This is a genomic window from Caballeronia choica (assembly GCF_001544535.1).
GTDB lineage: Bacteria > Pseudomonadota > Gammaproteobacteria > Burkholderiales > Burkholderiaceae > Caballeronia > Caballeronia choica.
The window spans coordinates 55,620-72,904 of sequence record NZ_FCON02000015.1; the positions used below are offsets into that span (position 1 = coordinate 55,620).

Annotated in this window: 14 protein-coding genes; 12 read left to right on the plus strand and 2 right to left on the minus strand. The window is 63.4% G+C overall.

The annotated features are described in order from the left end of the window. The first annotated feature begins 20 nt into the window (after positions 1 to 20). The 9 genes from aroK to ugpQ all read left to right on the plus strand — a co-directional run bounded on the left by aroK (position 21) and on the right by ugpQ (position 8,287). Positions 21 to 572 carry a shikimate kinase AroK gene (gene aroK, locus AWB68_RS09540; RefSeq protein ID WP_087644100.1) on the plus strand — a complete coding sequence of 184 codons (552 nt, stop codon included), beginning with the start codon at positions 21 to 23 and terminating at the stop codon, positions 570 to 572. An 8-nt stretch (positions 573 to 580) separates the two neighbouring features. Continuing rightward, positions 581 to 1,657 (plus strand): 3-dehydroquinate synthase, encoded by a 1,077-nt coding sequence (gene aroB / locus AWB68_RS09545; RefSeq protein ID WP_087644144.1) that lies wholly within the window; start codon positions 581 to 583, stop codon positions 1,655 to 1,657. A gap of 43 nt (positions 1,658 to 1,700) precedes the next feature. After that, on the plus strand, positions 1,701 to 2,921 hold the full coding sequence (locus tag AWB68_RS09550; protein WP_087644101.1) for a deoxyguanosinetriphosphate triphosphohydrolase: 1,221 nt from the start codon (positions 1,701 to 1,703) through the stop codon (positions 2,919 to 2,921). Between the two features lie 53 nt (positions 2,922 to 2,974). After that, entirely contained in the window at positions 2,975 to 4,300 is a 1,326-nt protein-coding gene (gene ugpB, locus AWB68_RS09555; protein ID WP_087644102.1) for a sn-glycerol-3-phosphate ABC transporter substrate-binding protein UgpB, read from the plus strand. A gap of 62 nt (positions 4,301 to 4,362) precedes the next feature. Then, positions 4,363 to 5,247, plus strand: a complete 885-nt coding sequence (gene ugpA, locus AWB68_RS09560) for a sn-glycerol-3-phosphate ABC transporter permease UgpA (RefSeq protein ID WP_087644103.1) — start codon at positions 4,363 to 4,365, stop codon at positions 5,245 to 5,247. After that, a complete protein-coding gene (ugpE, locus tag AWB68_RS09565; protein ID WP_087644104.1) occupies positions 5,244 to 6,089 on the plus strand; it encodes a sn-glycerol-3-phosphate ABC transporter permease UgpE in 846 nt (281 codons plus the stop codon). Before ugpA ends, ugpE begins: the two co-directional genes overlap by 4 nt. A 16-nt stretch (positions 6,090 to 6,105) precedes the next feature. Beyond that, complete coding sequence (locus AWB68_RS09570; RefSeq protein ID WP_087644105.1) at positions 6,106 to 6,417, plus strand: antibiotic biosynthesis monooxygenase family protein; 312 nt, start codon at positions 6,106 to 6,108, stop codon at positions 6,415 to 6,417. A gap of 3 nt (positions 6,418 to 6,420) precedes the next feature. Next, the gene (locus tag AWB68_RS09575) at positions 6,421 to 7,512 is read left to right on the plus strand and encodes a sn-glycerol-3-phosphate import ATP-binding protein UgpC (RefSeq protein WP_087644106.1); all 1,092 of its coding nucleotides are present in this window, start codon (positions 6,421 to 6,423) and stop codon (positions 7,510 to 7,512) included. Between the two features lie 13 nt (positions 7,513 to 7,525). Next, positions 7,526 to 8,287: a glycerophosphodiester phosphodiesterase gene (gene ugpQ / locus AWB68_RS09580; protein WP_087644107.1), complete on the plus strand. Its 762-nt coding sequence runs from the start codon at positions 7,526 to 7,528 to the stop codon at positions 8,285 to 8,287. Between the two features lie 20 nt (positions 8,288 to 8,307). On the opposite strand, the gene AWB68_RS09585 is transcribed toward ugpQ, so the two are convergent. Both AWB68_RS09585 and AWB68_RS09590 read right to left on the minus strand, forming a co-directional pair. Continuing rightward, positions 8,308 to 8,685 carry an ElaB/YgaM/YqjD family protein gene (locus AWB68_RS09585; protein ID WP_087644108.1) on the minus strand — a complete coding sequence of 126 codons (378 nt, stop codon included), beginning with the start codon at positions 8,683 to 8,685 and terminating at the stop codon, positions 8,308 to 8,310. A gap of 306 nt (positions 8,686 to 8,991) precedes the next feature. After that, positions 8,992 to 9,717, minus strand: coding sequence for an OmpW/AlkL family protein (locus AWB68_RS09590; RefSeq protein WP_235028267.1), 726 nt, complete (start codon positions 9,715 to 9,717; stop codon positions 8,992 to 8,994). Between the two features lie 204 nt (positions 9,718 to 9,921). Here AWB68_RS09590 and AWB68_RS09595 point away from each other — a divergent pair, with 204 nt between their 5' ends. From AWB68_RS09595 to AWB68_RS09605, 3 genes are all read left to right on the plus strand, one after another. After that, positions 9,922 to 10,629, plus strand: coding sequence for a transposase (locus tag AWB68_RS09595; RefSeq protein WP_087644146.1), 708 nt, complete (start codon positions 9,922 to 9,924; stop codon positions 10,627 to 10,629). Positions 10,630 to 10,951: 322 nt separating this feature from the next. Beyond that, positions 10,952 to 15,655 (plus strand): glutamate synthase-related protein, encoded by a 4,704-nt coding sequence (locus AWB68_RS09600; protein ID WP_087644109.1) that lies wholly within the window; start codon positions 10,952 to 10,954, stop codon positions 15,653 to 15,655. A 90-nt stretch (positions 15,656 to 15,745) separates the two neighbouring features. Beyond that, on the plus strand, positions 15,746 to 17,212 hold the full coding sequence (locus AWB68_RS09605) for a glutamate synthase subunit beta (RefSeq protein WP_087644110.1): 1,467 nt from the start codon (positions 15,746 to 15,748) through the stop codon (positions 17,210 to 17,212). Positions 17,213 to 17,285: the final 73 nt, after the last annotated feature.

Sequence of the window (17,285 nt, forward strand, 5' to 3'; positions counted from 1 at the left end):
TTGATAGCAAAGGAACCGAGTTGCACGCCGGGCACGCGAACGCGAACATATTTTTCGTCGGACTCATGGGGGCAGGAAAAACCACCGTGGGCCGTGCGGTTGCGCGCCGGTTGCAGCGCTCGTTCATCGATTCGGATCACGAGATCGAGGCGCGCACCGGCGCCCGGATTCCGGTCATCTGGGAACTGGAAGGCGAAGAGGGCTTCCGGCAGCGCGAGGCCCATATCATCGACGAGCTGTCGCAGCGCGAAGGCGTCGTCCTCGCGACCGGTGGCGGCGCGGTGCTACGGGCGGAAAACCGCGAACATCTGAAGAATCGCGGCATCGTCATCTATTTGCGGGCCAATCCGCACGATTTGTGGCAACGCACGCGCCGCGACAAAAACCGGCCGCTGCTGCAAACCGACGATCCGCGCGGCAAGCTCGAAGCGCTCTATCACGTGCGCGATCCGCTGTATCAAGAGTGCGCGCATTTCGTCGTCGAAACCGGGCGGCCGACCGTCAATGCGCTCGTCAATATGGTCCTGATGCAACTGGAGATGGCCGGCGTCGTCAAGCCGGCTGAGTCATAATGTCCGCCATGAATACCGTCAACGTCGAACTGGGCGAGCGCGCCTACCCCATTCACATCGGTGCCGAGCTGATCGGACAGACCGACTTGTTCGCGCCGCATATCGCGGGCTCGTCGGTCGCGATCGTGACCAATTCCACCGTCGATCCGCTCTACGGCGACGCGCTGCGGCGCGCCCTCGCGCCGCTCGGCAAGAAAGTGACGACCGTCGTTCTGCCCGACGGCGAGGCGCACAAGAATTGGGAAACGCTCAACCGGATCTTCGATGCGCTGCTCACCGAACGCGCCGATCGCAAGACCACGCTGATCGCGCTCGGCGGCGGCGTGGTCGGCGACATGACGGGTTTCGCCGCCGCGTGCTACATGCGCGGCGTGGCGTTCATCCAGGTGCCGACCACCTTGCTGTCGCAGGTGGATTCGTCGGTCGGCGGCAAGACCGGCATCAACCATCCGCTCGGCAAGAACATGATCGGCGCGTTCTACCAGCCGCAGGCGGTGATCGCGGACATCGGCGTCCTCGCGAGCCTTCCGCAGCGCGAACTTGCGGCGGGCCTGGCCGAAGTGATCAAGACAGGCGCGATCGCCGACGCCGAATTCTTCCAGTGGATCGAAGCGAACATCGAGGCGCTCAACCGCTGCGACCCGGCGGCGCTCGCGCACGCAGTCAAGCGTTCGTGCGAGATCAAGGCCTCGGTCGTGGCCGCCGACGAACGCGAAGGCGGACTGCGCGCGATCCTCAATTTCGGCCACACGTTCGGCCACGCGATCGAGGCCGGTCTCGGCTACGGCGAGTGGCTGCACGGTGAGGCGGTCGGCTGCGGGATGGTGATGGCGGGCGATCTGTCGGTGCGTCTCGGCAAGCTCGACGAGGCATCGAAGCAGCGTCTCGTCGACGTGATCGCGGCGGCGAAACTGCCGGTCAAGGCGCCCACGCTCGGCGCGGACCGCTATATCGACCTGATGAAGGTCGACAAGAAAGCGCAGGCGGGCGAAATCAAGTTCATCCTGCTGACGCGTTTCGGCGACACGCAGATCACGAGCGCACCCGACGAAGCGGTGCGCGCGACCCTCGCGGCAAACGTCTGAAGCGAACAGCGGCGGCCGGACACACGATGATGCGGAGCAGCCGGTGAGCGAAACAGAACGTCAAGTCTTCGTGGCTACGCCCACGTCGTTCGCGCTGGAAGCGCATCTCGCGCCGTACGCCGCCCATTCGGCGGCTTCGCGCGGCCGGCGTTACGCCGAGCAACCGCCTTCCGCGCGCACCGAATTCCAGCGCGATCGTGACCGCATCGTGCATTCCACCGCGTTTCGCCGGCTCGAATACAAGACGCAGGTGTTCGTCAATCACGAGGGCGACCTGTTCCGCACGCGGCTCACGCACAGCCTCGAAGTGGCGCAGATCGCGCGGTCGGTTGCGCGTAACCTGCGCGTGAACGAGGATCTCGTCGAAGCGATTTCGCTTGCGCACGATCTCGGTCATACGCCATTCGGCCACGCGGGTCAGGATGCGCTGCACGAATGCATGCGCGATCACGGCGGCTTCGAGCACAACCTGCAAAGCCTCGCCGTCGTTGATCAGCTCGAAGAGCACTACGGCGCGTTCAACGGCCTCAATCTCTGCTTTGAAACGCGCGAAGGCATCCTCAAGCATTGTTCGCGTGAAAACGCGCGCAGGCTCGGCGATCTCGGCGAGCGCTTTCTCACTGGCCGGCAGCCGTCGCTCGAAGCGCAGATCGCGAATGTGGCCGATGAAATCGCCTATAACAATCACGATGTCGACGACGGCCTGCGCTCCGGCTTCATCACGCTCGACCAGTTGTCGGACGTGTGCCTGTGGCACACGCATCACGAGGCCGCACGCAACGAGTTTCCGCGCATCGACGGTCGGCGGCTGATCCACGAGACGATCCGCCGCATCATCAATACGCTGATCGTCGACCTGATCGACACCACCAACGCCAACCTCGTGCGCGTCGCGCCCGAGTCGCTCGACGACGTGCGCCGCTCGCCGCCGCTCGTCGAGCACAGCGAGGAAATCGCGACACAGGCCGCCGCGCTCAAGCGCTTCCTGTTCAAGAACCTCTATCGCCATTACCGCGTGATGCGCATGGCGAACAAGGCGCAGCGCATCGTGACCGGCCTCTTCAATGCGTTCACCGAAGATCCGCGCCTGCTGCCGCCGGCTTACCAGGTACGCGGACCGGTGACGGAGGAATCGGCGAACGACGCCGCCGCGCCCACCTACGACAGCTCGCAGGCACGTCTGATCGCGCATTACATCGCGGGCATGACCGATCGCTATGCATTGAAGGAATATCAACGCCTGTTTGTCATCGACGATAACTAGAATCGGCGCTTTTCCACCTGCCGGAAGTGCGCCACATTAATGGAGATGTATCGATGAGTTTGAAGCCCTTGTTCCGCTCGATGTCCGCTGCGGCCGTCCTCGCTCTCGGCGCCAGCACGGCCGCGCAGGCCGCGACGGAAATCCAGTTCTGGCACGCGATGGAAGCGGCCCTCGGCGAACGCGTGAATGACATCGCGAACGATTTCAACGCGTCGCAGAGCGACTACAAGATCGTGCCGGTGTTCAAGGGCACCTACGACCAGACACTTGCAGCAGGCATCGCGGCATATCGCAGCGGCAATGCACCGGCGATCCTGCAGGTCTATGAAGTCGGCACGGCCACGATGATGCAGGCGAAAAAGGCCGTGGTTCCCGTCTCGGACGTGTTCAGGCAGGCGGGCGTGCCGCTCGATGAAAAGGCGTTCGTGCCGACCATCTCCGGCTACTACAGCGACGCGAAGACGGGCCACCTGATCTCGATGCCGTTCAACAGTTCGACGCCCGTTCTCTACTACAACAAGGAAGCGTTCAAGAAGGCCGGGCTCGACCCGAACCAGCCGCCGAAGACCTGGGCCGACGTCGAAGCCGACGCGAAGAAGCTGAAGGCGTCAGGCATGTCGTGCGGCTATTCGTCGGGCTGGCAAAGCTGGATTCAGCTTGAAAACTACAGCGCGTGGCACGCCGCGCCGTTTGCGACCGAGAACAACGGCTTCAATGGGCCCGACGCCAAGCTCGAGTTCAACAAGCCGCTGCAGGTCGCGCACATCCAGTTCCTGCAGGACATGGCGAAGGAAGGCACCTTCACCTACGTCGGGCGCAAGGACGAACCGGTGTCGAAGTTCTATAGCGGCGACTGCGGGATCATCACGAACTCGTCGGGCTCGCGCGCGACGATCAAGAAGTACGCGAAGTTCGATTTCGGCGTCGGCATGATGCCGTACGACGCGAGCGTGAAGGGTGCGCCGCAGAACGCGATCATCGGCGGCGCGAGTTTGTGGGTGCTCGCGGGCAAGGACCCAATGGTCTACAAGGGCGTCGCGAAGTTCCTGGCTTACCTGACGTCGCCGCCGGTCGCGGCGAAGTGGCATCAGGACACGGGTTACTTGCCCGTCACGACCGCTGCTTACGACCTGACGAAAAGCCAGGGCTTCTACGGCAAGAACCCCGGCGCCGATGTCGCGATCAGGCAGATGCTGAACAAGCCGCCGCTGGCGTACACGAAGGGCTTGCGGCTTGGCAACATGCCGCAGATCCGCACGGTCGTCGACGAGGAACTCGAACAGGTCTGGGCGCAGAAGAAGTCGCCGAAGGAAGCGCTCGATTCATCCGTCTCGCGCGGCGACGATCTGCTGCGCCGCTTCGAGAAAGCGGGTAGCTGACGCCCTCGCGGCCGGGCTTCGGAAAAGCCCGGCCGCGTTCATTCCCGCTCCAGGAATCGTCGATGGAAAAGCGGTCTCGTTTCAACACGAGCGTGTTGCCGTACTTGCTGGTCGCGCCGCAACTCGCGATCACGGCGTTGTTCTTCCTGTGGCCCGCGGGCGAAGCGCTCTGGCAGGCCACGCAAAGCCAGGACGCGTTCGGGACGTCGAGCGAGTTCGTCGGGCTCGCCAACTTCAAGCAGCTTTTCAACGATCCGCTGTATCTGTCGTCGTTCAATACGACGCTGATCTTCTGCTCGCTCGTCACCGTGTCCGGGCTCGTGATCTCGCTGTTGCTCGCCGCCTGCGCCGATCGCGTCACGCGCGGCGCGAAGGCGTATCAGACGCTCCTGATCTGGCCGTACGCCGTCGCGCCCGCGATCGCCGCCGTGCTCTGGTCGTTCCTGTTCAACCCGAGCATCGGACTCGTGACCTTCGCGCTCTCGAAGTACGGCATCGTGTGGAATCACGCGCTCAACGGCTCGCAGGCGATGTTCCTCGTGGTGCTCGCATCGGTGTGGAAGCAGGTCAGCTACAACTTCCTGTTCTTCTACGCGGGATTGCAGGCGATCCCGCGCTCGCTGATCGAAGCCGCCGCGATCGACGGCGCAGGTCCCGTGCGACGCTTCTTCGGCATCGCGCTGCCGCTGCTTTCGCCGACGAGTTTCTTCCTGCTGGTCGTCAATCTCGTCTACGCGTTCTTCGACACCTTCCCCGTCATCGACGCGGCCACCGGCGGCGGCCCCGCGCAATCGACCAAGACACTCATCTACAAGATCTTCGCCGAAGGTTTCCAGGGGCTCGACATCGGCAGTTCCGGCGCGCAGTCGGTCGTGCTGATGGCGATCGTCGTCGGGCTGACGGTCGTGCAGTTCCGCTTCATCGAGCGCAGGGTGCAATACTCATGATCGAGAATCGTCGCGGCTTCGATATCTTTTGCCACGCGGTGCTGATCGTGGGCGTCGTGCTGGTCGTGTTTCCGGTCTATGTCGCGTTCTGCGCGGCCACGATGAACGAGAAGGAAGTATTCAGCGTGCCGCTTTCGCTGATCCCGAGCACGCATCTCTTCGAAAACATCGCGAACATCTGGACACACGGCAGCGGCAACGCGGCCGCGCCTTTCGGCCGCATGTTGCTGAACAGCCTCGTGATGGCGCTCGTGATTTCGATCGGCAAGATCGCGGTATCGATGATCTCCGCCTACGCGATCGTGTTCTTCCGCTTTCCGTTGAAGAACCTCGCGTTCTGGCTGATCTTCGTCACGCTGATGCTGCCCGTCGAAGTGCGGATTTTTCCGACGGTGCAAGTCGTCTCGTCGATGCATCTTTCGAACACGTATGCCGGGCTCACGCTGCCGTTGATCGCGTCGGCCACGGCCACGTTCCTGTTCCGCCAGTTCTTCATGACGCTGCCCGATGAACTGATGGAGGCGGCGCGCATCGATGGCGCGGGGCCGCTGCGTTTCTTCTGGGACGTCGTGCTGCCGCTGTCCAAAACGAACATTGCCGCGCTCTTCGTGATCACGTTCATCTACGGCTGGAACCAGTATCTCTGGCCGATCCTGATCACGAGCCAGCAGTCGCTGCAAACGGCGGTGGTCGGCATCAAGAGCATGATCGCATCCGGCGACACCGCCACCGAATGGCATCTCGTGATGAGCGCGACGCTGCTCGCGATGCTGCCGCCGCTCGTCGTCGTGCTGACGATGCAGCGCTGGTTCGTGCGCGGGCTCGTCGATTCTGAAAAGTAACGGGAGACCCTGAAACATGATTCTCGAAATCGCGCAGTTGCCCGTCAGGGCCGGCGAGGAAGCGGCGTTCGAAGCCACGTTCGACGAAGCGCAAAAGATCATCGCCGCGCAGCCCGGCTATCGCTCACACGAACTCGTGCGCGGCGCCGATGCCGGCAACGGCTCGCGTTACGTGCTGCTCGTGCGCTGGGATTCGGTCGAGGCGCACGACCCGGGCTTTCGTCAATCCGCCGGTTATCAGCGGTGGCGCGAGTTGCTCCATCGCTTCTACGAACCCGGCATCGCGGTCGCGCATTTTGCGACGGTCGCGGGCGCGTTGAAAGGCTGATCGATGGCTGCACTGACTCTGAACGCCGTCAGGAAAACCTACGACGGCAAGACGTTCGTGCTGCACGGCATCGACGTGGCCGTCGAGGACGGTGAGTTCGTCGTGATGGTCGGTCCTTCAGGCTGCGGGAAGTCCACGTTGCTGCGGATGGTCGCGGGTCTGGAGAGCGTGTCGGAAGGCACGATTTCGATCGGCGGCAAAGTGGTGAACAAGCTGGAGCCGAAGGATCGCGACATCGCGATGGTCTTCCAGAACTACGCGCTCTATCCGCACATGAGCGTCGCGCAAAACATGGCCTATGCGCTGAAGATCGGCGGCGTGGATCGCGCGACGATCGACAAGCGCGTCGCCAACGCCGCGCGCATACTCGAACTCGAACCGCTGCTCGCGCGCAAGCCGCGCGAGTTGTCGGGCGGGCAGCGGCAGCGCGTCGCGATGGGCCGCGCGATCGTGCGCGAGCCGGCCGTGTTCCTGTTCGACGAACCGCTGTCGAATCTCGACGCCAAGTTGCGCGTGCAGATGCGCCTCGAAATCCAGCGGCTGCATGCGCGCCTGTCGACGACCAGCTTGTACGTCACGCACGACCAGATCGAAGCGATGACACTGGCGCAGCGCGTGATCGTGATGAATCGCGGGCACGCCGAGCAGATCGGCGCGCCGACCGACGTGTACGAACGTCCGGCGACGGTATTCGTCGCGAGCTTCATCGGGTCGCCGGCGATGAACCTGCTCGAAGGCCGCGTATCGGACGACGGCTCCGTGTTCGTCGTCGCGGGCGATGGGCCGCGGTTGCCGCTGGCGGGCGTGCAGGGCATGGGAATCGGCGGCGAGATGAACGGCCGCGAGTGGATCGTCGGCATTCGGCCCGAGCACATGACCCCCGGGCAGCCGGGCATCGCGCAGGTGACGCTGAATGTCGATTCGTGCGAGCTGCTCGGCGCCGACAACCTCGCCCACGGCAAGTGGGGCAAGCACGACGTGGCGGCGCGCTTGCCGCACGCGCTTCGACCGGAAGTCGGCTCCGCGCTGCCGGTCGCGGTACCGGCGCAGCACCTACATTTCTTCGATCCGGCGACGGGCCTGCGCGCCAATTGAAGGAGACGCGATCATGAGAACCTGGCCTTATCCGCGCGTCGTCGCGCATCGCGGCGGCGGCAAGCTCGCGCCCGAGAACACGCTGGAAGCGATCGATACAGGCGCCCGGCTCGGCCTGAAGATGATCGAGTTCGACGCGAAACTCTCGGCGGATAACGTGGTCTTTCTGCTGCACGACGATGACGTCGATCGCACGTCGAACGGACACGGTGCGGCGAAGGCGCTGAGCTATGCGCAGTTGGAAGCGCTCGACGCAGGTAGCTGGTTCGATGTGAAATTCGCTGGAGCGCGGATGCCGACGCTGGCGCAGGTGGCCGCGCGCTGCAAGGAACACGGGTTGGCGGCCAATGTCGAGATCAAGCCATGCGAGGGCCGCGATGTCGAAACCGGCCGTGTCGTGGCGCAGGAAGCGGCGCGCCTGTGGTCCGATGCCGAAACGGCGCCGTTGCTGTCGTCATTTTCGTACGCTGCGCTCGCGGCCGCGCGGGAAGCCGCGCCCGACCTGCCGCGCGGAATGCTCTATGGAGATGTTCCCGGCGATTGGCACGCGCAGACCGCCGCGTTAGCGTGCGTGTCGCTGCATGCGGACCACCGGAAGCTGAACGAAGCCCTCGTCGCGCAGATCAAGGATTCCGGGCTGCGCATTCTCGCCTATACCGTGAACGATCCTGAGCGCGCGCGGCTGCTTGCACGATGGGGCGTCGATGCAATCTGCACGGATCGCATCGACATCATCGGCGCTGGTTTCATCGAGCAGGACGCGCGCCCGGATTGACGCCGACGCGCGCGTTTGAATCAGCGAGCGCGTGCGAGCAATACGCCCGCCACGAGCGCCAGGCCGCCGACGAGCGCGATGGTCTGCCACGGCTTTTCGTGAAGATAGGCGTCGGCATCGGAGAAAGCCGCGCCTGCGCGCTCACGCAACGCCTGGTGCGTGTCGTTCAGGCGAGCGCGGGCCGAATCGATGCGCCCTCTCAGTTGTGCCCGCAACGCGGCGACATCGGCCTGCGTGCCGTCCGACAGCGTTTCTTCAAGCTCCGCGAGCAGCGTGCGCAGTTCGCCGCCGATATCCGCGGCTGCTTCGCGGCCGTGGCGCGCCATGCGGCGTGCACGACGGCTCGTCGTCGTCCATGAATCTCCGATGGCGCCGCGCGTGTTGGGAAGTGCGTTCATTGGATCGCTCCGTCGATGGATGAGTCGTGGATGGGCCGCTAGATTGCGGCGGGGAATGACTGGTGCAGCAAGTTCGATGCCGATTCGACGCAGACGTTCACCGTTCCGGCCAACGCTTTTGGGGGCAAGCACCGAAACTCGTGCTCCCGCAGGAGAGCCTGCGCGCAGGACGTAAGAAATGCAATCACGGAAACGCCGGGCAGTCACATTTACAAGCTGCACGCGCGCCAAAAACGAAAAACGCCGCCATGCGCGATGCAATGGCGGCGTTCGACCGGTCCTGCATCGACCGGTGCTTGAGCCACTTCAGAACTTGTAGCCGACCTTCAGATACGTGACGATCGGGTTCAGCGTGATGCGTGCCTCGGACTTCACGTTGAGCGTACCGACGGGCGTTTGCGCCTGCGTGCTGAGCTTCGCCGTGGCCTTCATCGGGATGAAAGAGACGGACAAGCCCGCGAACCAGTGCTCGGTGAACGCGTAGTTGAAGCCGACATTAAACACCGGCGCCCACGAACTATCCGTGTCGACGCTGGTCGGACCATGCAGAACGCCGCTTTCGAATGCGGTGTTGGTGATCTTCGCGTCAGTGAACCACGTGTGGGTGACACCGATGCCAACGTAGGGGCGGAACTTCGATTGCGGCTCGAGGAATACGTACTTGAACAGCAGCGTCGGGCTCCATTGTTTCGCGGTGCCGAGCGTGCCGTAATGTTCCAGTGAACCCGTGCCTTTCAGATCGAACTTCGGGGGAATACCCATTTCAAGTTCGGCGGCAATATGGTCGGTAACGAAGTAACCCACCGTGAAGCCGGCAGTGTCGGCATCGGAGAGTCCCGCACCCGTGCCCGGTACGCTGATATTGACCGGAGTTCCGCCTACACTTGTTTCTTTGAGTGGGCCGCTGCTGTCTTGCGGTGCGAGATGAAACCAGCCTGTCGTGAGATAGATGGAACCGGCGGTTTGCGCATGTGCCGCAGTCGATATGCACAGAAGCGCAGCCGTTCCAGTAACGACTTGTTTTATTTTCAATTTGTGCTCCTCCAGAAAAAGCACGCTCATTATGTACATAACGTTTCAAAGTAACCACAGCGAAGCCGTAGAGCAAATTCCCTAGTCGGGAAGCGGCTCGAAGGCTCGGCTGCGCGATGTTTCAAGCTCCCATGCGATACGTCGATGCGGCCAACAGAGCGCCCCTTACGGGTGAACACCAACGCGATCAACGGATACTTCAGCATGGCACGGCTTGCACGACTCTATGTTCCCGAACAGCCGCAGCATGTCATCCTGCGCGGTCTCGACCAGCAGCCCGCTTTCGTCGACGACCAGGACTACGAGCTCTTCCTCGACTGCCTGAGAACAGCCTCACGCGATCATCAACTCGCCGTTCACGCATACGCGCTGATGCCCGGTGCCGTGCATCTGCTTGTCACACCGCGCGACGAATCCAGCTTGCCCAAAGCGATGCAGGCGGTCGGCCGTCGCTATGTCGCGCACTTCAATCGACGTTACGTGCGGCGCGGCACGCTCTGGGAGGGCCGCTATCGCGCGACGGTGATAGAAGGCGAGCGCTACTTCCTGCTCGCGAGCCGCGTCGTGGAGATGGCGCCGGTGCGCGCGCAACTCGCCGCCGCTCCCCAGGACTACAAGTGGTCGAGCTATCGGCATCACATCGGCATGACGCTCGACGGCCTCATCACCGACCATCCGCTGTACTGGTCGCTCGGCAACACGCCGTTCGAGCGACAGCACGCGTACAAGGAACTGTGTGAACAGCCGCTCGACGAGCGCGAGGCCAACCGTCTCCTTCAGGCAACGCTCAAGGGCTGGGTGCTCGGCAGCGACTCGTACCGCGAGTGGGCGGGGCGTGCCGCGAACCGCCGCGTCTCGCCGCTGCCGCGCGGCCGGCCCCGCAAGATCCGTGAAACTCCTCAGACTCAATAACGGCGCGGCTTGCCAAAGCTGAAGCGTTTAATGAAACGGCATCTCGAATTTGCGATGAGCCGTTTTATTTTGCCCATTTGATGATAGAGACCCAATTAAATGGGGCATCTTTGCACCATATCGATAATCGGTGTCAGATCATCACGTTTTATTTGCCATCCTCTTGATTCGTCGCGTATATTTCGATTTCCGGCGATTCGGGGCGCACTGCGCCCGCTGCGCGACCGGCTTCGCGGCTTCGGTTCAGCAATGAAATGGAAGGCGCGGGCATAAAAACATGGTTCAACGGCCCACTCGGCCCCTCACAGAAGACGGTGTCCCTATGAACGATCAACAGCAGCCGGTCATCGGTTCGCTTCCCGCCGCGCAGGGTATGTACGACCCCGCCAACGAACACGACGCCTGCGGCGTCGGCTTCGTCGCGCATATCAAGGGCAAGAAGAGCCACGAGATCATTCAGCAGGGTCTCAAGATCCTCGAAAACCTCGACCATCGGGGCGCCGTCGGCGCCGATCCGCTGATGGGCGACGGCGCGGGCATCCTGATCCAGGTGCCGGACGGCTTCTATCGCGAGGAAATGGCGAAGCAGGGCGTGACGCTGCCGCCCGCCGGCGAATATGGCGTCGGCATGATCTTCCTGCCGAAGGAACACGCGTCGCGTCTCGCGTGCGAACAGGAACTGGAACGCACGGTGAAGGCCGAAGGCCAGACCGTGCTCGGCTGGCGCGACGTGCCCGTCGATGCCACGATGCCGATCTCGCCGACCGTGAAGGCGAGCGAGCCGCTGATCCGCCAGATTTTCATCGGCCGCGGCAAGGACATCGTCGTGACGGATGCGCTCGAGCGCAAGCTCTACGTGATCCGCAAGACCGCGAGCCACCGCATCCAGGCGCTCAAGCTCAAGCACGGCAAGGAATACTTCGTGCCGTCGATGTCGGCGCGCACGGTGGTCTACAAGGGCTTGCTGCTGGCCGGGCAGGTCGGCGTGTATTACCGCGACCTGCAGGACGAGCGGACCGTCTCGGCGCTCGCGCTCGTGCACCAGCGCTTCTCGACCAACACGTTCCCGGCGTGGGAACTGGCTCACCCGTACCGGATGATCGCCCACAACGGCGAAATCAACACGGTGAAAGGCAACGTCAACTGGCTGAACGCGCGCACTGGCGCGATCGCGAGCTACGTGCTTGGCGACGACCTGCCGAAGCTCTGGCCGCTGATCTACCCGGGCCAGTCCGATACCGCTTCGTTCGACAACTGTCTCGAACTGCTGGTGATGGCCGGCTACCCGCTCGTTCACGCGATGATGATGATGATCCCCGAAGCGTGGGAACAACACACGCTGATGGACGACAACCGCCGCGCGTTCTACGAATACCACGCCGCGATGATGGAGCCGTGGGACGGCCCCGCCGCGATCGCGTTTACCGACGGCCGCCAGATCGGCGCGACGCTCGACCGCAACGGCCTGCGTCCGGCGCGTTTCCTCATCACCGACGACGACCTCGTGATCCTCGCGTCGGAAGCTGGCGTGCTGCCGATTCCCGAATCGAGGATCGTCAAGAAGTGGCGCCTGCAGCCGGGCAAGATGTTCCTGATCGACATGGAGCAGGGCCGCATCATCGAGGACAAGGAACTCAAGGACAACCTCGCGAACGGCAAGCCGTACAAGAGCTGGATCGACGCGGTGCGCATCAAGCTCGACGAAATCGAGCCGAAGGCCGAGGAAGTCGAGACGCAGCGCCGCGAAGCCGCTGCGCTGCTCGATCGCCAGCAGGCGTTCGGCTACACGCAGGAAGACCTCAAGTTCCTGATGGCGCCGATGGCGCAGTCGGGCGAGGAAGCCGTCGGCTCGATGGGCAACGACTCGCCGCTCGCGGTGATGTCGAGCAAGAACAAGACGCTCTATCACTACTTCAAGCAGTTGTTCGCGCAAGTGACGAACCCGCCGATCGACCCGATCCGCGAAAACATGGTGATGTCGCTCGTGTCGTTCATCGGCCCGAAGCCGAACCTGCTCGACACGACCAACATCAACCCGACGATGCGCCTGGAAGTGTCGCAGCCGGTGCTCGACTTCAAGGACATCGCGAAGATCCGCGCGATCGACAAGTACACCGGCGGCAAATTCAGCTCGTACGAGCTGAATATCTGCTATCCGGTCGCGTGGGGCAAGGAAGGCGTGGAAGCGCGCCTCGCTTCGCTGTGCGCGGAAGCCGTCGATGCGGTGAAGTCCGGCTACAACATGCTGATCGTGTCGGACCGCAGGATGGACCGCGACAACGTCGCGATTCCGGCGCTGCTCGCCACCTCCGCCATTCACACGCATCTCGTGCAGCACGGCCTGCGCACGAGCACGGGTCTCGTCGTGGAAACCGGCTCGGCGCGTGAAACGCACCACTTCGCATTGCTCGCGGGCTACGGCGCGGAAGCCGTGCACCCGTACCTCGCGCTGGAAACGCTCGCGCAGATGGCCGAAGGCCTGAAGGGCGACCTGTCGGCCGACAAGGCGATCTACAACTACACGAAGGCAGTCGGCAAGGGCCTGCACAAGGTCATGTCGAAGATGGGCATTTCGACCTACATGTCCTACACCGGCGCGCAGATTTTCGAAGCGGTCGGGCTGGCGAGCGATCTCGTCGAGCAATACTTCAAGGGCACGGCGTCGAAGGTCGGCGGCATCGGCATCTTCGAAGTCGCGGAAGAAGCGATCCGCCTGCATCGCGATGCGTTCGGCGACAACCCCGTCCTCGCGACGATGCTCGACGCGGGCGGCGAGTACGCGTATCGCGTGCGCGGTGAAGAGCACATGTGGACGCCGGATGCGATCGCGAAGCTGCAACATTCGGCGCGCAGCAACTCGTACCAGACATACAAGGAATACGCGCACCTGATCAACGACCAGACGAAGCGTCACATGACGTTCCGCGGTCTCTTCGAGTTCAAGGTCGATCCGCACAAGGCGATTGCCCTCGACGAAGTGGAACCGGCGAAGGACATCGTCAAGCGTTTCGCGACGGGCGCGATGTCGCTCGGCTCGATCAGCACGGAAGCGCACGCCACGCTGGCGGTGGCGATGAACCGCATCGGCGGCAAGTCGAACACGGGCGAAGGCGGCGAGGACGAGAAGCGCTATCGGAACGAACTGCGCGGCATTCCGATCAAGAACGGCGACACGATGAAGTCGATCATCGGCGATGAGGTCGTCTCCGACATCCCGCTGAAGGACGGCGATTCGCTGCGCTCGAAGATCAAGCAGGTGGCGTCCGGGCGCTTCGGCGTGACGGCGGAGTATCTGTCGTCGGCAGACCAGATCCAGATCAAGATGGCGCAGGGCGCGAAGCCGGGCGAAGGCGGCCAGTTGCCGGGCCACAAGGTGTCGGACTACATCGGCAAGCTGCGTTACTCGGTGCCGGGCGTCGGCCTGATCTCGCCGCCGCCGCACCACGACATCTATTCGATCGAAGACCTCGCACAGCTCATTCACGATCTGAAGAACGCGAATTCGTCGGCGAGCATTTCGGTGAAGCTCGTGTCGGAAGTGGGTGTCGGCACGGTTGCCGCCGGCGTTGCCAAGGCGAAGGCCGATCACGTCGTGATCGCGGGCCATGACGGCGGCACAGGTGCTTCGCCCCTGTCGTCGCTCAAGCACGCGGGCACGCCGTGGGAACTGGGTCTTGCCGAAACGCAGCAGACGCTCGTGTTGAACCGCCTGCGCGGCCGCATCCGCGTTCAGGCCGACGGCCAGATGAAGACCGGCCGCGACGTCGTGATCGGCGCGCTGCTCGGCGCCGATGAATTCGGCTTCGCGACGGCGCCGCTCGTCGTCGAAGGCTGCATCATGATGCGCAAGTGCCATCTGAACACGTGCCCGGTCGGCGTCGCGACACAAGACCCGGTGCTGCGCGCGAAGTTCACGGGCCAGCCGGAACACGTCGTGAACTTCTTCTTCTTCGTCGCCGAAGAAGTGCGCGAGATCATGGCGCAACTCGGCATCCGCAAGTTCGATGACCTGATCGGCCACCCCGAACTGCTCGACATGAAGAAGGGCATCGAGCACTGGAAGGCGAAGGGCCTCGACTTCTCGCGCATCTTCTATCAGGTGCCGCAGCATGGCGAAATCGCGACGCGTCACGTCGACGTGCAGGATCACGGCCTCGACAAAGCGCTCGATCACGTGCTGATCGAGAAGTCGAAGGCGGCGATTGAGAAGGGCGAGCACGTCTCGTTCATCCAGCCGGTGCGCAACGTGAACCGCACGGTCGGCGCGATGCTGTCGGGGCTGATCGCGCGCAAGTACGGTCACGACGGGCTCTCGGACGACGCGATCCACATCCAGTTGAAGGGCACGGCCGGCCAGAGCTTCGGCGCGTTCCTCGCGAAGGGCGTGACGCTCGACCTCGTCGGCGACGGCAACGACTACGTCGGCAAGGGCCTGTCGGGCGGCCGCATCATCATCCGCCCGACCAACGACTTCCGCGGCAAGTCCGAGGAAAACATCATCTGCGGCAACACAGTGATGTACGGCGCGATCGAAGGCGAATCGTATTTCCGCGGCGTCGCGGGCGAGCGCTTCTGCGTGCGCAACTCGGGCGCGACGGCGGTCGTCGAAGGCACGGGCGACCACGGCTGCGAATACATGACGGGCGGCACGGTCGTCGTGCTCGGCGAGACCGGGCGCAACTTCGCGGCGGGGATGTCGGGCGGCGTCGCATTCGTCTACGACCCGGATGGCTCGTTCGCCGGCAAGTGCAACAAGTCGATGGTCGCGCTCGATCCGGTGCTGCAGCAAGCCGAACAGGAACGCACGATCGACCGCGCGCTGTGGCACACCGGCCAGACCGACGAAGCGCTTCTGAAGGGCCTGATCGAGCGTCACTTCCAGTTCACCGGTTCGCCGCGTGCGAAGGCGCTGCTCGAGAACTGGGACGCGTCGCGCCGTCAGTTCGTGAAGGTCTTCCCGACGGAATACAAGCGCGCGCTCGGCGAACTCGGCGCGAAGAAGGCGAAGCAGGCGCTCGCCGCTTAAAGCGCGCGGTTCCGGCAGTTAGAAGGGCTCTCCGGCGCACGGCGCCGGAGAGCCAGTTCCTCACCAAATACAGAGAAAGAAGAGAACCCTATGGGCAAGGCAACCGGTTTTCTCGAGTTCGAACGCCGCCACGAGGCGTACGAAGCACCGCTGACCCGCGTCAAGCACTACAAGGAATTCGTCCACGCGCTTTCAGACGATGACGCCAAGATCCAGGGCGCGCGCTGCATGGATTGCGGCATTCCGTTTTGCAACAACGGCTGCCCGGTGAACAACATCATCCCGGATTTCAACGACCTCGTTTTCCAGCAGGACTGGAAGAGCGCGATCGAAGTCCTGCATTCGACCAACAACTTCCCCGAGTTCACCGGCCGGATCTGCCCGGCGCCGTGTGAAGCGGCCTGCACGCTCGGCATCAACGACGATCCGGTCGGCATCAAGTCGATCGAGCACGCGATCATCGACAAGGCCTGGGCCGAAGGCTGGGTCGCGCCGCAGCCGCCGAAGCACAAGACCGGCAAGAAGGTGGCGGTCGTCGGATCGGGGCCTGCCGGGCTTGCCGCCGCGCAGCAGCTTGCGCGCGCCGGCCACGACGTGACCGTGTTCGAGCGGAACGATCGGATCGGCGGATTGCTGCGTTACGGCATCCCCGATTTCAAGCTCGAAAAGTGGCAGATCGACCGCCGCATGCGGCAGATGGAAGCCGAGGGCGTGTCGTTCCGCACCAGCGTGTTCGTGGGCAAGGAACCACTGCCGTCGCATATCGGCAACATGGCGAAGGAGACCGTCACGCCGGACGAACTGCGCGAACAGTTCGATGCGATCGTGCTTTCGGGCGGCTCGGAAACACCGCGTGACTTGCCGGTGCCGGGGCGCGAGCTCGCGGGCATCTATTACGCGATGGAATTCCTGCCGCAGCAGAACAAGGTCAACGCGGGCGACAAGGTCGACGATCAACTGGTCGCGCGCGCCAAGCATGTCGTCGTGATCGGCGGCGGCGATACGGGCTCGGACTGCGTCGGTACGTCGAACCGGCATGGCGCGAAGAGCGTCACGCAGTTCGAGCTGCTCGCGCAGCCGCCCGGCGAAGAGAACAAGCCGCTCGTGTGGCCGTACTGGCCGATCAAGCTGCGCACGTCGTCGTCGCATGAAGAGGGTTGCGAGCGTGATTGGTCGGTGGCGACGAAGCGCTTCGAAGGCAAGAACGGCAAGGTCGAGAAGCTGATCGCGGTGCGCGTCGAGTGGAAGGGCGGCAAGATGCAGGAAGTGCCGAACACGGAGTTCGAGATGAAGGCCGATCTCGTGCTGCTCGCGATGGGCTTCACGCAGCCGCTGTCACCGGTGCTCGACGCATTCGGCGTCGACAAGGATTCGCGCGGCAACGTGCGCGCGGCGACCGAGGGCGAGAAGGCTTACTTCACGTCGGAAGCGAAGGTGTTCACGGCAGGCGATATGCGGCGTGGACAGTCGCTGGTGGTGTGGGCGATTCGTGAAGGACGGCAGTGCGCGCGGTCGGTCGATGCGTTTTTGATGGGGCATAGCGAGTTGCCGCGGTAGGGTTTTGCCGCGTTTTGTGGAATGAAAAAAGCCGGATCGCTTGTTGAGCGGTCCGGCTTTTTTGCGTTTTGTA

Coding starts and splice junctions, on each gene's coding strand:
- ugpB (WP_087644102.1), top strand. CDS start 2,975: ATGAGTTTGAAGCCCTTGTTCCGCTCGATGTCCGCTGCGGCCGTCCTC.
- ugpE (WP_087644104.1), top strand. CDS start 5,244: ATGATCGAGAATCGTCGCGGCTTCGATATCTTTTGCCACGCGGTGCTG.
- ugpQ (WP_087644107.1), top strand. CDS start 7,526: ATGAGAACCTGGCCTTATCCGCGCGTCGTCGCGCATCGCGGCGGCGGC.
- AWB68_RS09595 (WP_087644146.1), top strand. CDS start 9,922: ATGGCACGGCTTGCACGACTCTATGTTCCCGAACAGCCGCAGCATGTC.
- aroB (WP_087644144.1), top strand. CDS start 581: ATGAATACCGTCAACGTCGAACTGGGCGAGCGCGCCTACCCCATTCAC.
- AWB68_RS09600 (WP_087644109.1), top strand. CDS start 10,952: ATGAACGATCAACAGCAGCCGGTCATCGGTTCGCTTCCCGCCGCGCAG.
- AWB68_RS09575 (WP_087644106.1), top strand. CDS start 6,421: ATGGCTGCACTGACTCTGAACGCCGTCAGGAAAACCTACGACGGCAAG.
- ugpA (WP_087644103.1), top strand. CDS start 4,363: ATGGAAAAGCGGTCTCGTTTCAACACGAGCGTGTTGCCGTACTTGCTG.
- AWB68_RS09605 (WP_087644110.1), top strand. CDS start 15,746: ATGGGCAAGGCAACCGGTTTTCTCGAGTTCGAACGCCGCCACGAGGCG.
- AWB68_RS09585 (WP_087644108.1), bottom strand. CDS start 8,685: ATGAACGCACTTCCCAACACGCGCGGCGCCATCGGAGATTCATGGACG.
- AWB68_RS09570 (WP_087644105.1), top strand. CDS start 6,106: ATGATTCTCGAAATCGCGCAGTTGCCCGTCAGGGCCGGCGAGGAAGCG.